Annotated in this window: 13 protein-coding genes and 1 pseudogene; 5 read left to right on the top strand and 9 right to left on the bottom strand. The window is 38.4% G+C overall.

Features of this window, described 5'->3' with window-relative positions:
• Positions 1–182: 182 nt before the first annotated feature.
• Both V7654_RS13080 and V7654_RS13075 read left to right on the top strand, forming a co-directional pair.
• Positions 183–941 (top strand): hypothetical protein, encoded by a 759-nt coding sequence (locus tag V7654_RS13080; RefSeq protein WP_335430807.1) that lies wholly within the window; start codon positions 183–185, stop codon positions 939–941.
• A gap of 80 nt (positions 942–1,021) precedes the next feature.
• Positions 1,022–1,513, top strand: a complete 492-nt coding sequence (locus V7654_RS13075) for a staygreen family protein (RefSeq protein ID WP_335430805.1) — start codon at positions 1,022–1,024, stop codon at positions 1,511–1,513.
• 933 nt (positions 1,514–2,446) lie between these two features.
• Here the strand turns inward: V7654_RS13075 and V7654_RS13070 are convergent.
• Positions 2,447–3,295: a DUF2935 domain-containing protein gene (locus tag V7654_RS13070; protein WP_335430804.1), complete on the bottom strand. Its 849-nt coding sequence runs from the start codon at positions 3,293–3,295 to the stop codon at positions 2,447–2,449.
• A 161-nt stretch (positions 3,296–3,456) separates the two neighbouring features.
• On the opposite strand from V7654_RS13070, the gene V7654_RS13065 reads away from it, so the two are divergent.
• Complete coding sequence (locus V7654_RS13065; RefSeq protein ID WP_335430905.1) at positions 3,457–4,710, top strand: MFS transporter; 1,254 nt, start codon at positions 3,457–3,459, stop codon at positions 4,708–4,710.
• 65 nt (positions 4,711–4,775) lie between these two features.
• Here the strand turns inward: V7654_RS13065 and V7654_RS13060 are convergent, their stop codons facing one another.
• The 6 genes from V7654_RS13060 to V7654_RS13035 form a co-directional block, all read right to left on the bottom strand.
• Positions 4,776–5,732, bottom strand: a complete 957-nt coding sequence (locus tag V7654_RS13060; RefSeq protein ID WP_335430803.1) for a nucleoside hydrolase — start codon at positions 5,730–5,732, stop codon at positions 4,776–4,778.
• 144 nt (positions 5,733–5,876) lie between these two features.
• On the bottom strand, positions 5,877–6,431 hold the full coding sequence (locus V7654_RS13055; RefSeq protein WP_335430802.1) for a class I SAM-dependent methyltransferase: 555 nt from the start codon (positions 6,429–6,431) through the stop codon (positions 5,877–5,879).
• Between the two features lie 193 nt (positions 6,432–6,624).
• Positions 6,625–7,344 carry a YebC/PmpR family DNA-binding transcriptional regulator gene (locus V7654_RS13050; RefSeq protein WP_335430801.1) on the bottom strand — a complete coding sequence of 240 codons (720 nt, stop codon included), beginning with the start codon at positions 7,342–7,344 and terminating at the stop codon, positions 6,625–6,627.
• 134 nt (positions 7,345–7,478) lie between these two features.
• Positions 7,479–8,489, bottom strand: coding sequence for an LLM class flavin-dependent oxidoreductase (locus V7654_RS13045; protein WP_335430800.1), 1,011 nt, complete (start codon positions 8,487–8,489; stop codon positions 7,479–7,481).
• A 3-nt stretch (positions 8,490–8,492) separates the two neighbouring features.
• Positions 8,493–8,777 (bottom strand): DUF3219 family protein, encoded by a 285-nt coding sequence (locus tag V7654_RS13040; RefSeq protein ID WP_335430798.1) that lies wholly within the window; start codon positions 8,775–8,777, stop codon positions 8,493–8,495.
• A 112-nt stretch (positions 8,778–8,889) separates the two neighbouring features.
• Positions 8,890–9,681, bottom strand: a complete 792-nt coding sequence (locus V7654_RS13035; RefSeq protein WP_335430797.1) for an alpha/beta fold hydrolase — start codon at positions 9,679–9,681, stop codon at positions 8,890–8,892.
• A gap of 184 nt (positions 9,682–9,865) precedes the next feature.
• Here V7654_RS13035 and V7654_RS13030 point away from each other — a divergent pair, with 184 nt between their 5' ends.
• Complete coding sequence (locus tag V7654_RS13030; RefSeq protein WP_335430796.1) at positions 9,866–11,020, top strand: glycoside hydrolase family 18 protein; 1,155 nt, start codon at positions 9,866–9,868, stop codon at positions 11,018–11,020.
• Between the two features lie 176 nt (positions 11,021–11,196).
• The gene (locus tag V7654_RS13025; RefSeq protein ID WP_335430795.1) at positions 11,197–13,179 is read left to right on the top strand and encodes a hypothetical protein; all 1,983 of its coding nucleotides are present in this window, start codon (positions 11,197–11,199) and stop codon (positions 13,177–13,179) included.
• Between the two features lie 322 nt (positions 13,180–13,501).
• On the opposite strand, the gene V7654_RS13020 is transcribed toward V7654_RS13025, so the two are convergent.
• Together V7654_RS13020 and V7654_RS13015 are read right to left on the bottom strand one after the other, a co-directional pair.
• Entirely contained in the window at positions 13,502–13,771 is a 270-nt protein-coding gene (locus V7654_RS13020) for a hypothetical protein (RefSeq protein WP_335430793.1), read from the bottom strand.
• Between the two features lie 39 nt (positions 13,772–13,810).
• Positions 13,811–14,603 (bottom strand): annotated as a pseudogene (locus V7654_RS13015) (class I SAM-dependent methyltransferase).
• Between the last annotated feature and the right edge of the window lie 178 nt (positions 14,604–14,781).

Here is a 14,781-nt window from a genome sequence, read left to right as displayed (position 1 = left end):
ATCTTTAAGACACAGGTTAATCCTGTGTCTTTTTGTTTGATATTTAGTGTACAGTGACAGCTTTGCTTCCCGCTGATATAGCGGTAATATGAATTGAAACCCTCTTATATTTTCAGAGGGTTTTTATGCATTTTTTTACCATTAATGGGCAACTTAACATTATATATTTTGGAGGGATGCTCATGAAGAAGGAGCTACTGTTGACATTTATTGCTTTCTTTTGCATGTCATTAACAGCACTGACAGGAGTATACGCTGGAGAGTCTCACGATAAGACAGTTACTGTATCAGAAGAGAAAGTGGACGTTACCGGGGATAAAAAAAAGGATACAATTTATGTAAAAGGTGTGCCTTTTGAAGAGGGGGCACAGTTCCTAAAAAGAATCTACCTTAAGATCAAGGCATCGAACGGGAAAACATACAAAATTGAATTAGAAGGCGGGTACGATCCTTTAACCACTTACCAAGATTTGAACCATGATGGAGTTAAAGACATCTTTGTCAGCATTCCAACTGGAGGCAGTGGAGGACTATCGAATTTCTTTTTATACACACTGAAAGATTTTAAAGTAACCGACATTACAGTCCCTGAACCATTAACAATCAATAGCCAGTTCTTAGACGGCTATAAAGCATCCCTCACGATTGAAGAAACTGGCCAATCGTACAGCTTTGACTTAAGTAACAGGAAAGAGGAATACGAACGACTTGGACTTTACCAGGACGGCAAATTGAATGAACCAACTGAATTAATGGTCCTTCCTTATGGGCTATTAAAACCAGTAAAGGTAAAAGAAACTCTTTATGGTTTAGCTGGCAGTCAGCGAGTCAACGGAGCTTACAATGCGGATGGCGTCGCGGAAGTGGAATCGACATGGTTTTATGAAAAAGGCAAGTGGAATTTAATCAATACAAAAGTTAAAAGCTTAAAAACTCCCTAAACTAGGCATTTGTAACGTATTGGGCGCATTTTGCATAGGCTATGAAAAAAAGGATTCTTTTTTGAAAGGAGCCTTGGATCATGAGCAAATTCAACCCTGAAAAGTTGAGTGTAAAGTATATTCCACCAGCCACAGCTTTTGAACCTGTTGACAGCAGGAAATATACATTAACACATTCTGATATGACCGGTGAACTATATTTAAGCATCGGGAACAGATACGATTACCAAGCCATTAACTATAAAATGCGCGATGAAGTTATGGCCGATTGGATTACGGTTAATGGTGAATACTTGCTGTACGGTAAGGCCTATATCAGCAACGGGGAATTTGATAAAAATATGTCCAGGATTCGATATATGATCTTTAAAAAAGAAATGGATCTAGCCTTAACAGGTATACATTATGGAGACAGAAGCTTTTACACATATTATCCATGGCTGCTTGACGCCCCAATTTATGTCCAATTTGCATCTGTCTACCCGGAATACAGTGAATTAGCATATTACGGAACGCCAAGGAAGTACTTAAATATAGCCGAGAGAAAAAGGGTCGACAAAACACAGGTTTAACCTGTGTTTTTTGTTGTAAAACCAAGACTTGAGAGGGAGGAAGAGGCAGAAACCTCTCCTGCAATAACTATTACACTTCTAACCTCTAGTACAGTTTAATAAGGGTTCGAATAATAACTTACTTTATGATCAAAAATAAAACAATCTAAGAAAAAATAAAATGAAGGAGTAAGGATTTACATAATAATATTATGTAAACTAAAATAATAAAAAATAAATTAAAGATACACCACTTAAAGATACTGAATCAAACTGGAATGCATTAATTGACAATTTCGAAGGTTTTTACACAAGCAACAAGAAATCAGACAGTTAATAGATATCAGATAAAAACAATTGAAATATGATATAGAATGAAAGAAAATTTCATTTCCAAAACGAATGAATTTTAAATATGATGATTAACTATTAAGAAATTAAATATAAAATTTTAGTGACAACAATATGCAAAAATAAAATGCTTAAATAAAATTCAACATTTCATTAGAAAATTAAATTCCATCTCACTAACTTAAGTATACTTAGTAATTGAGATGATTTGTATAAACCATTATAGAACTTCCTAGAATTTATGTTATGTAAACTAGGAAAAAATAAAATAGAAATGCTTTTTATTGTCTTTAGTTACCTTCCCCTCATCAAAAAGGAATTACTCTATCCTTGGACTTCTTTGTTTTCTTATAGAAGAAACTCTTCGACAAATAACCAGTAGTGAATTATTTAGATTGTTGTCTAATACATCCCTATTTCATTAAAAAGACCATTCATTTATTCGAATGGTCTTTTTTTGATTCCTTTTCTATATTTAAACATCCCTTTAACTTTGAGGTTTTCAAGCACGCCAAATGATTTTATATACATTTGTAAGGCGGTTTAAATTGGCCTGTTTTTTAATAATAGATATGTTAAGCGCCAAATTAACTTTATCTTCTGCTATTGTGTTTGTGGGTTTCCACCTGTAAGGTGCGCATCAAACATATCAATTATTTCTAGGAACCTATCAGCTTCACGGAACACATGGTCAGCCAATAGCGGATGAATAATACTCTTTATTTTGCACTGCTCAATTAAATCACGTGCCGTTTTCTTGAAATCTCGCAGAGAGGAAACTGACACACGATTTTGGTCCAGAAACTGATCTAATAATGGAACTGTTTGTGATTGCGGTTTCATCGATTCTAAGTCTCTTGCTTGATACATCAGCTGATCAAAATCGTTACTGAAATCTCGGGCTATGTCAATTAGTTTTCTTTCGGACGGATCCAGCAGGTGACCAATAAATTTTGCATGGTCGGCCATAATCCTTAAGAAGAAAACATTTTCTTTAATAATGGCATCAGGAAGCGGTTTGAGTTTGCCTTCGTTTAATTCAATTAATCGTTTTCTAAAATAATTAGCTTCCCTGCTTGTGTGATCAACTAACAACGGAAAATTATTTGCCCCTGGCAATTTACAGGTTAAAATTAATCCAAGTACTTTTCGTTTAAAGGCAAAAATGCTGGTTGCAGCCTGCTGTACTTCTGAATTAAACCTCCTTATTTGTTCAGGATCTGTTTGATTTGTAAAAGAATGAGCTGTCTGTTCAATGTTTTCAAACAAACGGTAAAACTGATTAGCCTCTTGGATAAGTTGAGTATCCTCTGCTCTAAAGCCTAACCGAAGAAATAAGGAATGTTCTTTCATGATCCTTGACCAAAAACGAATTTCATTTAACGATCGCTCAACAAACATTACTGATGTAACACCCGTATCTGGATGTAGTAAGGTTTCATCTCCATTCATCCCCAAGTCCCCCTATAAAGAAATTCATTCGCTCAATTCTTATTAACAAAATCATATAAATATACCGACTAAAAAGTAGCTTAGTGCTCCCAACATGAATAATTTTATTTTTAAAAATTTCGTATTGCGAAGTATATTCAAAATCATTAAAATAAAACAGACTGCATTTTTACTTCAAGGTTAAAGGAGACATTATAAATCGCAAAATTTTTCTTTATGTAAAAGCTTTTTCCGATTTAGGAACATTTATGGATTTGATTGCAATCAATGTTTTAATGTATGCAGCTACTGGAAGCGCAACCTGGCTGGCGGCCACTATGGCGGTTCGTACATTAGGCGGCGTAATATCTAGTTTATTTTCCGGGGTACTTGCCGACAGCTTTGACCGCAGGAAAATAATGATTTGGACCGACGTATTCCGTGCAGTAATTATCCTGTGTTTGATTCCTTTTCCAAATCCAATTATGATCTTGATTGTCTGTTTTTTAATCGGATTGACTAGCAGCTTTTTTGCAGTCAGCTACAGTGCAGAAATCCCCCAAATCTTCGGTCAGGATAAGGTACTTGAAACGAATGCCTTAATCTCGCGGTTAACCTCGATCAGTTTAGTTTTTGGTTTTATAAGTGCCGGGGTAATAACTGATTTCCTCGGATATCAGGTTACCTTACTGATTGACGCCGCTACCTACATAATATCTGCTGTTGTTTTATTAAAAATGAAGTGGAAAACGACAGTCCCTGTAGAGAAAATTGCCATAGCCAATGGGTTTAAAGAGAAATTGTATACCTTTGTCAGGGATTTAAAAGAAGTTCATTCATTTATCATGCTTGCACCAATGCTTCTTATGGTTAATATTGTTTTCCTTGTAGGTGCGTTCGCTGGTGCTTCACATAATTTAGGGATTCCGCTATTGGCAGAAAATATCAATACAGATAATCAAAGCTTTTATTATGGCTTAATATGGGGTGTATGGGGTATCGGTTCAGTGCTGGCAACGATCCTTTTGCCAAAGTTAAGGGTAATGCAAGGAAAGCGTCTCTATTTTACATTCTTTATCTCTGCAATGCTTATGTCAGCAGGCTTTATCACTTTCCTGTCCAATGTAAACCTTTGGATTGTTTTACCCTTTGCCTTCTTTACTGGTGTTTTTGATGCATGCTTTACCACATTGCATGCTACCATTTTGCAAAAAACGGATAATCATATCAGGGGAAGAATTTTTGGTGTTGGAATGTTGTTAAAATCATTGGGATTTGCTCTCGGATTTGTGGTTGCCCCTATTTTACTGAAAGCTTTATCACTTCCTAAAATGGTGTGGTTCTTCCACGGAACATTAATTACTACAAGTATAATAATTATGATCTATTCTGTTGGCAGCCGGAAAAAGACAGCTGAAATAAAACAGAATATATAATATAAAATTAGCCCAGCCATGCTGGGCTTTCATCATTCATCTCTTATATCGCAGGATACGTTTATTTATTTTTCTTTAGAGCTATCCATAAAAACACGAGTGAAATCCTCTATGAATGCAGGAATATTCGCTTCCATACCAATCCAGTCGAGTGTTGCTTCCGGCTCAGGATCAGGTTTGGGCCGAAAATCAGCAATGCTTTTGCCTCTTGCTCCTCCGAAAAGTTCAATTGTTACTCTCCGCGGCAAATATTTTACTAGATCCGGATTTACAAGTGCACTTAACGTTATTACATCATGGAGAGGTGCTCCTGGAATGCCTGGGACATTTTTTTTGTATGCTTCAAAATAATAGTCATACACTGGTTTAATCAGATCCTTAAATGGCGAACGGCTGTTCTCGGCTAGATAATCGATTACTTCTGGAGGGATAATGGCTTTATTGGTAATATTCAATGGATGCAAAAACACATTCCTCGCCTTTTCAAGCACTTGATTCGCTGCAATAGGATCAGCGTAAAAGTTTGCCTCGGCTTCAGCAGTGACATTTCCTGGTACAAGGAATGCTCCACCCATAATGTAGATGGCATTGACACTTTCAAAAGCTTCCCGACCGTAGAGAATTAACGGGATTGCAAGATCTGTCTGCCTCCCTACTCCAACGATAACCAGATTATTGGCGTATTGTTTCACAAGCTCAAGAATTTTGTTAATATCAAATACCTTTACTTCCCCTAAATCTTCAGGTGGCCGGATTGGACCAAGTCCTTCTGGGCCGTGAATTTCAGGATAAAACGTAGCAAGTTCTCCAGACAGGGGACCTGTTGATCCAGCAATAATTGGAATGTCTTCTCTGCCAGCAAGCTTAAGTAAATTTGCAGTATTATTAATCGCCTGTTTCTTGGTTATATTCCCATATCCCGTTACCACACCAACTACATTCAGTTCAGGATGCAAAAGGGCATACATTAGTGCCAACGAATCATCTACACCTGAATCCGTAAACAACAGAATATTATACATAGCTTCCCCTCCTTTAATGCCGCAATTTAATTATATGTTTTTAATTACAGTGTTAATGCTTTTTTCACTCTAACTCACTTCCATGTTCAATAAAGGAAATTTGCAGTTAAAGAATAAAAAATAAAAACAGGCATATGCCTGTTTTTATTTTTGGCAAAAGATGGTCTGCCTGCCTTCCTGTTCATTTTCTTCAAAAAAAAGAATCTTCCAATCCATGAATTCTTTAAGCAATTCATTGGATTCTAGTTTGTACTTTTCTGAGATTGCTTGATTCCCGCCTTCCGTAGTTCTACAGAAGGTCTCCATGAAAAAGAAGCCTTTATTTTTCACCATACCCTTAACTTTCGGAAAAAGTGCTCTGTCTAAAAAGTATGTGATTACAGCCAAATCGTACGATTCTCGAAAAAGAGTACTGACTGGATTTGACAAGTCCGCAGCCAGAGCCTTTATCTGTAATCTGTTACTGACTGCTTGCTCTTTAACATAGTTAATTGCAACCTCTGAAATATCCACTGCTGTAACTTTGTATCCATTTTCCGCAAGATAAAAACTATTTCCACCTAGTCCGCAGGCAATATCCAAAGCTGTACCTCCACGAAGGCTTGGAGCAATATGCAAAAGTCTCTCATTTGGTACCGGCGGATTCATATTGGCTAATTTTGTTTCATACTTATTGTCCCATTTTTTCCTTATATCCATGTCCCTTGCTCTCCTTTACCTTTTAATAATGACTATATTACATTAGTATTCAATATGTTACTTAATAGATTTGATCAGCTTATCACTGTTTGTTCGTCATGCTATCCCTCTATTTTTTTAATAGTTTATCCATATAGCACGAAAGAAAAGCAAAAAAGCAGCCCTCGTATTTGCATAGGGGCTGCTTCATCTTTTATTCACCTAAATCTACGTTATGATATACCTGCTGCACATCTTCCAGGTCTTCCAACGCATCAATCAGCTTTTCAAATTGTGCCTGTGCTTCTGGATCGAGAGTGATATCGTTTTGAGCGAGCATTGTCAGCTCAGCAACAGTAAAGTCAGAGATCCCGGCATTCTTTAACGCTTCCTGGATCGCATGAAACTGGTCAGGTTCTCCGTATACAATCACTGTGTCTTCTTCTTCGATAATATCGCGAACATCGACATCAGCTTCCATCAAAATTTCAAGAACTTCATCAGCTGTTTTGCCTTCAAAGCCGATTACTGCTGTTGGATCAAACATATAGGATACAGATCCACTCACTCCCATGTTTCCGCCGTTCTTTCCATAAGCGGCACGTACATTTGAAGCAGTACGGTTCACGTTATTTGTAAGAGCATCAACAATGATCATTGAGCCGCTAGGACCAAAGCCTTCGTAGCGAAGCTCGTCGTAACTTTCTTCGCCTCCGCCTTTTGCTTTTTCAATGGCGCGGTCAATGATTACTCTTGGTACATTATAAGTCTTTGCCCGTTCAAGGACGAATTTCAAAGCCTGGTTTGATTCAGGATTCGGTTCACCCTGTCTTGCTGCTACATAGATTTCAAGTGCAAACTTTGAATAAACGCGGCTTGTATTTGCATCTTTAGATGCTTTTTTCTCCTTGATGTTATTCCATTTACGACCCATATATCCCACTCGCTTTCAACTTATATCAGTTGACTGCAGCTAAATAACTATATTGCTAAATAATAGTCTTTTCTACAGCCTTTCACAGATAATATTATACCTTAAATGAAGGATTTGTTAAGAGGGAACTCCCTCTAAATCATGGTTTCTCTATTTTTCAGCCCATTCGCAATCAATTGATAAGATTTAATCCGATCTTCAGGTGCATAGGTTATTGTCACAATCATAATTTCATCTGTTTTATAGCGCTTTTGCAAATCTAGCAGGTTATTTTTGACTTCGTCCGGATTACCAATGATCATTTTTTTCTTCATTTTTTCCAATGCGTCTTTTTCAGTTTCTGATAGTCTATATTGTTTTGCATCCTCTATTGAAGGTACTCCCGAGTGACCTTCTCCTTTCCCTCTCTGGATGTTCCATACTAGGGAACTCATGGCGATTTCTTCAGCGCGTTCAGTTGACTCTGCACAAAATGCTGTAACTGTGAGGATTGCTTGCGGATGCCTATTACTCCCAGGCTTGAATGCTTGATAATAGCAATCTAAAATTTCTGCAGCATCCTTGTCGCTCATAAATAATCCGAATGCGTAGGCCATCCCATATTCTGCAGCCAGCAATGCACTTTTCTTACTGGTTCCCAGGAGCCAGGGGACAGGAGCTTTATCCGGTATTGGAGCGGCATTGATTTTTGCAAATTCGCTGTCTTCAGGATGATCATCGTATATAAAATGAAGCAGATCCTTTCGCGATGCGGGCATGTTCCAAACATTTTGGAGAAAGTGATCGGATAATGCGCTTGTTACTTCTGCTGAACCTCCGGGAGCTCTGCCAATTCCGATATCTATCCGATCTGGAAACAACGTAGCCAGCATATTGTATACTTCTGCAATTTTATACGGTTTATAATGCGGCAGTAAAACTGCACCAGAACCTATTCGGATATGGCTTGTGCTCGCTCCAATGTAACTGAGCATTACTTCAGGTGCAGGACAGGCTAATCCTGGCATATCGTGATGTTCGGCAATCCAGTAACGTTCATATCCCAGTTGTTCTGCAGCCTGAGCTAATTTTACAGATTGTTCTAATGCTTCTTTTGCCGTCTGATTGGCCGAAATAGGTACTTGATCGAGTATACTCAGTTTCATCGGTTACTCCTTCTTTTCCAGCAGCATTAGTTTGTAAATCCCGACTTGCCCACTCTCATAAAGGTTGGTAATAGAGGTGGAATACTCCACGATTCTTGCCCTGAACTTCAGGTTATCCTCAGGCACTTTCACTTCAAACTCACCTTCATATAAAAGTGTGGCAATATCGTGATATTCTTCACTTGTCACCTTGAACTCTATAGAAATCTGAATTAATCCATTTATATTACTTTCATTATACTGACTTACTGGGATAACGCGGTCATTTAGTATTATTTCATTTATCATCGTATACCCCCTTCCAGGCAGTGCCTGGAACTTATTTTAACATTGTGTATATAGGCAATCAAAAAATCGGTTCGTTAAAAAACCCACCCAAATTTGGGCAGGCTACAATTAATTATATTTTGGCTAAAAAGTCCTTCATAGCCCTTACAAGCTCGGCAGGCTGTTCATACATGCTCATATGGCCAGCGCCTTTTATCAAAACCTGTTGAATGTTAGGTTTGTTAATTGTAAACGTCTTATCGGGAGGAATGATTTGATCCTGTTCGCCCGCTACTAAAAGAACAGGCACTTCAGAATCTTCAAGTACATCATTTCGGTCTGGTCTGTCCCTCATTGCCAGTAATGCGCTTACTACACCCTTAATTGATGTGGACATACCAATTTCTACAGTAGTTTTAACATCCTGTGCATTTACCTTAGAATTAGCTGGTGAGAATAGTTTTTGCGAGAGTCCATTGATGAACGAATCCATCCCTTCTTCAAGCACTTTCTTAGCGTTAGTTTCTCTGCCTGCCTTAGCTTCATCTGAATCCGGATTGGCCGTGGAATGTACTAATGAAAAACCATTCAAATATTGCGGATATTGATCAGCAAATGCAAGTGTGATATATCCCCCAAGCGAATGGCCAAAAATCGTGACTTTCTCTAGTCCTAATTGGTCCAGCAATTCTTTAATCACTCTTGCCATATCTTCAATCGAATATTTTTCAAGTCCCATTGAAGAATTTCCATGCCCCGGAAGGTCTATGACAATAACCCTGTTATTCTCAGATAAATCAGGCAGGACTTTTCCCCAGTAAAGCTTGCTTCCTGCAAAACCATGAATAAGCACGATGGGCTTTCCTTCACCTTTATCAAAATAAGATATTACCATATTCCCTATAGCTGCTTTTTTAGATTCCATAACTTTTGCTCCTATCCTTTGTAATACTTATTTTATTCCCTTGTACGAATTTATTAATCTCTCCGCAGCTTCCTCTTTGCAGAAAATTCCGTTTGCACAGGTAGAAAGGCTGATATTACCACACCTCAACCTCCTGTTTCTCTGTTACAATTTTAAAGTTGAATAAATTCAGGAGGATTCTGATATGAAAAAACGTATCCTGCTCCTTATGGTCGTATTGCTTACCTTCGGTGGAGGTTTTATATCTGGAGTACTGTACTCCAGCCAAAATTCTAGGAATGAAAATGTACGTTATACTAGTGAAAATACTCCTCAATCCGTAAAAAAGATAGAACTTAAAGCTACTCCACAGGCAAAAACTCACAATCCAAAAGTGCTGCTTGGCTATGTCCAGGACTTTCGCAATCCGGAGGAGATAGATTATAAAAATCTTACTCATGTGATATTTTCATTCGCCCATCCAACAGCCGATGGCAAACTCCTATTAAACGGTGACCACGCTCTTAAAAACTTGCGGGCGATTACCGCCAAGGCAAAGCAGCATGATACTAAGGTTATTTTAGCAATAGGCGGCTGGTACCATATTAATGGCGGCGAATCCTATGATTACTTTAAAGCCGCTATTTCAAATCCTGATTCTAGAAAAAAGCTAGTCTATGAGCTAGTCAGTTTAGCAGAAAGAGAAAATCTCGATGGTATTGATATCGACTTTGAACATCCGCGATCTCAGGAGGATGCGCAGTTCTTATCTGCATTTGCAAAAGAACTAAGTTCTTCGCTTCATCCTAAAGGCAAAGAACTATCCATTGCAGTAAACGCTAAGGTTCATAGCGTGACAGGCACCGAAATCCATTCTGTCGTATTCGACCCGGAAATGTTCCAGTATTTCGACCATGTCAATTTAATGGCTTATGACGGCCAGTGGGATGGCGAATACAATGCCGCCAATTTATCTCCATACTCTTATTCTGCGAATATTGTCTCGTATTGGTCGAATCTTTTTGATCAACACGGTTTTTCGAGGGATAAGCTCGTGTTAGGTGTTCCTCTTTATGCACAGCCTGAGGACCCTGCCATAAAGCAGGTTTCATATGAAGCACTTATTCAAAATAATCCCGCAAATGTTAAAAGGGATACGGTCAACATGAATGGAACTACTTATCATTACAATGGGCAGACCACACTCCAAAAGAAAACCAAATTAGCGCTTGACCAAAAGCTAGGCGGAATGATGGTGTGGGAAGCTGGCCTCGATGCTCGAGGACCAAATAGTGCGACTACCATGATTGCTAACGTATTAGAAAATAAAGATGACACACGATTCTATACAAAGAAATAGCTAAGCGAAGCCTTTTTGGCTTCTTTTTTTGCCTCCATCAAACATGGACACAGATTTGTACCGCTTGAATAAATTAGCAGTAAAGAATATTAGGTGGTGCAATCTGCATGAAATTACCGACTATTTTGGGCGGCCCTATTTTACGAAGGGCTGAACCTTCCTGTATATATATATGGATGGCATTGAGCCGAAAACTAGAAATCGGCGCTGAATTGTTTCACATCCTTGAATCAGAGTCCACTGATCATGTTCAATATCTTCCATTTGATATCGAACTTGAAACAACGACAGTCAAGGCTGGAGAACAGCTCTATGTATCACTTATAAAAATAATGCCTAAGAAGGAAACTTTCCCTCCTTATACACTATTGGGATATAATCTATTATTCAAAAAGGGAGTTCTCCATCGCGACTTAGGAAGCTTTGATTTACTAACACCCGGACATTCGGATTCGATTGTGTATGGCAATCTCAAATATCCTGCTTTTTATATAGATCAGCGTGAACCAAACAGGATTCTATATGGGTCATGCCGGAAACCACATGGCGATGGGAATGATGCATTTTCAGCTGCTGATCTATTATTGAACGAGCAGTATCAAAATCTTTCTGAACGCCCTCATGCATTATTTTTAATGGGTGACCAGATATATGCTGATGATGTGGCAGACCCGCTCATCCATATTTTAACTTCTGTCGGCCAACACCTGTCCGGTAACCAGGAAGTTTCTCTTCTGGATGGATCCTTGATAAATGATTCACTTTCTCCTCGACTGAAAAAGGTTAATGGCCGTCAATATCTGATTGAACACCTGGCTAAATTCACGACTGGAAATAGAGATAATCATTTAATCCGCTTCGACGAATTTGCCGCAATGTATTTAATGGTATGGAATCCTGAGCTCTGGCATTTTGTACAGGAAAATGAACTGCTGCTGCCTTTTCAGCAAGTGATCGATCGCGGCATGCTGCATCTTAAATTCGAATCTGACGAGAAAATGCGAAAGAAAGAACTCACAAAACTGAAATCGAGATATGAAAAGCAGCTGGATCATCTGAGAAATTTTATTCCTTCTGTCTCGGCCGCCAGAAGGGTAATGGCGAACACCCCAACATATATGATTTTTGATGATCACGACATAACCGATGACTGGAATATATCGCAGGATTGGACTGCATCCGTCAGCCATTCACCTTTAGGTCAGCATATCGTAACTAATGGCTTGGCTGCTTACTGGCTTTTTCAGGGCTGGGGGAATGATCCCGAAAGCTTTGATCGAACTTTTTTGAAAACCATCCGTAAATATACCGAAGCAAAAGATGTTCACTCCGATGATTATCAAGAAGGTCTCCATTTATTATCCGAGTTCCATTCCTGGCACTTTGTTGCCCCGACTTTTCCAAAAACGGTTTTCCTTGATACCCGTACCCAACGGGAATTTGACCCGCAACCTAAGCCGGTTAAGCTTTTGAACATCATAGAGGAAACCACTCGGACTCCTTTTCTGATCAGCAATGAAGCATGGGACCAGATCACTCAGAAACTTAAGGCAAGTGGCTGGAGAAAAAATACACCCCTGAATATAGTCTCTCCATCACCGGTTTATGGGATGGGATTAATAGAATCCTTCCTTCACAAATATGTTTACCCCTTTAAAATACTTGGTATTCCAGTCCAGACAACGTTTGATTTTGATTCATGGAAATACAACGGAAAAGGGTTTAATGAATTTTTAAGCACGGTCAGCAGATGGAAGCCAAGCTACTGTGTTTTGCTTTCAGGGGATGTTCACTTCTCAACTTCAGTAATATCTGAAGTTCAATACGAGAATGGCGATAAATTATTCTTTTACCAATTTATAAGCAGCCCCATTGCTAACGAAAGTTTTACAGGCATTTGGGGTGGGTTAATGAAGACTGTCATGTGGTTCAATGCAAGAAAACGAAAAAAACACACTCTTCATCGCACCTGTGACCGCGAATATAATTTGACTTTGCAAACGCAGCCACCCGATACAACCTCCAATCATTTATGGACGGAAATTATTCAGTATGTTCCATTTGAGGATAACAACATAATTGAAACCAAAAACTCCATTGGGTCATTAAAGTATAGAAAAGGAAAAATCGAAAACACTCTTTTGATTGATTCTGAATAAGTAAAGATTGACATGTGAAATTTTATCCAATTTACTCATGGAAGTGTGTGTCATTGTTCAAAATGGATTAGAGCATACACCTTATTCAGACCCCACTATCTTTATGAATAAGGGAATTAAAGAAGGCACGCTTAACTACTTCCAATATGCTGTCTTGATTCAGAATTCAAAGGCGTCTAAATCTTTTTTTTGATACTGAAAAATAACCCAAGAGACTTCCTCCTGGGTTTGTTTTTTTATAAATTTAGCTGCTTTCCGCTCCAATCAACCATGTTGAAAAATTGACAATATTCATTAACACAGCCATCTATTTAGTAAATCCTTAAGTCCCGATTACCTCAAATTCCTTAATCTTCTTTAGCCTTTCTACAAGAACCATGCATTTCCGGTCCCCGATTTCATAAATATACATTTTATGGCCATTTTCTTTCAGAAGCTTCTTGAATTGAATCTCGCCTATTAGATTATACCCTTTGGCTAAATCCGTGATTTTCTGTAAAATCTGTTCTCTGCTTGGTTCGTTAGTAGAGGCTATTTTAATAGGAATTGGAATTCCTTTAATCTTAAAGGTTACTAAAATGACGCTATCCAATTAAATCAACTCCTTTCAAAACCAATTCGACGCTTTTTATTAATTTCCCTCTTTTAAAGTTATTTCTTTATCGCAGCTAGTAAAATGCTCTGTCCTTTGAAACTCTCAACCTCATCACCTGAAAATTCGATTGAAAAATGCTTAACCATTGAGTCGGTAGCAGCTTTCATGTATGTACTTATTTCAGTTTTACCCTTTTCAGGCAAATCCATCATCTTACACCATGTCTCATAATGAAATTTCTTTTCAAAAGTGAACATGGAATCCGTATATAAACCAGCTTTTTCAACTTTTAAAATCCATTCAGATTTTTTATATGCTCTAAAATGGCTTGGATCTCTTTTCTTTTCAACTGTGTTATAAAACTCATCATATTCGTTGTTCTCAGGCGCGACATTATCGACAAGAACAAACAGGCCTCCTGACTTTAATACCCGAAAAACCTCGCTTACGAAACGGTCTACTGCCGGAAAATGATGGGCCGCAATCCGGCAAGTCACGACATCAAAAGATTCATCAGGAAAAGTGTTTTTTCAGCATCCCCCTGAACGAAATCAACATTTACATGACCGTTTGAACGGATAAACCGCTCAGCCTCATTAAGCATATCATCAGTTAAATCTAATGCAGTGACCTTTTGAAAGTAAGGGGCAAGAGCATTCGCTACATGTCCTCCGCCTGTGGCTATATCAAGAAGATTCCCAAAAGCCCCGTTATCTTTTAGAATTTCTACAACTTTAGCTAAATCAAGTCCTTTAGCGTGGGATTTGCTTGTTACATAATGGCTTGCATTTTTACCGAACTGCTGTTGGACCATCTCTTTTTCGCTCATCCAGATTCCTCCTGTTATCCTCATGTCACCATAATAACAAATAAAGGAAAAGTTTGGAATTAACAAAAAGAACGGAGAGCAATAAAGCTCTCCGTTCAGCTTGTCGACAAAGATACAGGTCACAGATCAGTTATTGAAAACCTGTTGATTGGAGTGGAAAGCGCGTAGACTCCTGCGG

This window comes from Bacillus sp. JJ1609, assembly GCF_036967045.1.
Lineage (GTDB): Bacteria > Bacillota > Bacilli > Bacillales > Cytobacillaceae > Mesobacillus.
This window is presented reverse-complemented; position numbering and strand designations above follow the sequence as displayed.

Coding starts and splice junctions, on each gene's coding strand:
- V7654_RS13030 (WP_335430796.1), top strand. CDS start 9,866: ATGAAAAAACGTATCCTGCTCCTTATGGTCGTATTGCTTACCTTCGGT.
- V7654_RS13060 (WP_335430803.1), bottom strand. CDS start 5,732: ATGTATAATATTCTGTTGTTTACGGATTCAGGTGTAGATGATTCGTTG.
- V7654_RS13025 (WP_335430795.1), top strand. CDS start 11,197: ATGGCATTGAGCCGAAAACTAGAAATCGGCGCTGAATTGTTTCACATC.
- V7654_RS13070 (WP_335430804.1), bottom strand. CDS start 3,295: ATGAATGGAGATGAAACCTTACTACATCCAGATACGGGTGTTACATCA.
- V7654_RS13050 (WP_335430801.1), bottom strand. CDS start 7,344: ATGGGTCGTAAATGGAATAACATCAAGGAGAAAAAAGCATCTAAAGAT.
- V7654_RS13035 (WP_335430797.1), bottom strand. CDS start 9,681: ATGGAATCTAAAAAAGCAGCTATAGGGAATATGGTAATATCTTATTTT.
- V7654_RS13040 (WP_335430798.1), bottom strand. CDS start 8,777: ATGATAAATGAAATAATACTAAATGACCGCGTTATCCCAGTAAGTCAG.
- V7654_RS13055 (WP_335430802.1), bottom strand. CDS start 6,431: ATGGATATAAGGAAAAAATGGGACAATAAGTATGAAACAAAATTAGCC.
- V7654_RS13080 (WP_335430807.1), top strand. CDS start 183: ATGAAGAAGGAGCTACTGTTGACATTTATTGCTTTCTTTTGCATGTCA.
- V7654_RS13075 (WP_335430805.1), top strand. CDS start 1,022: ATGAGCAAATTCAACCCTGAAAAGTTGAGTGTAAAGTATATTCCACCA.
- V7654_RS13045 (WP_335430800.1), bottom strand. CDS start 8,489: ATGAAACTGAGTATACTCGATCAAGTACCTATTTCGGCCAATCAGACG.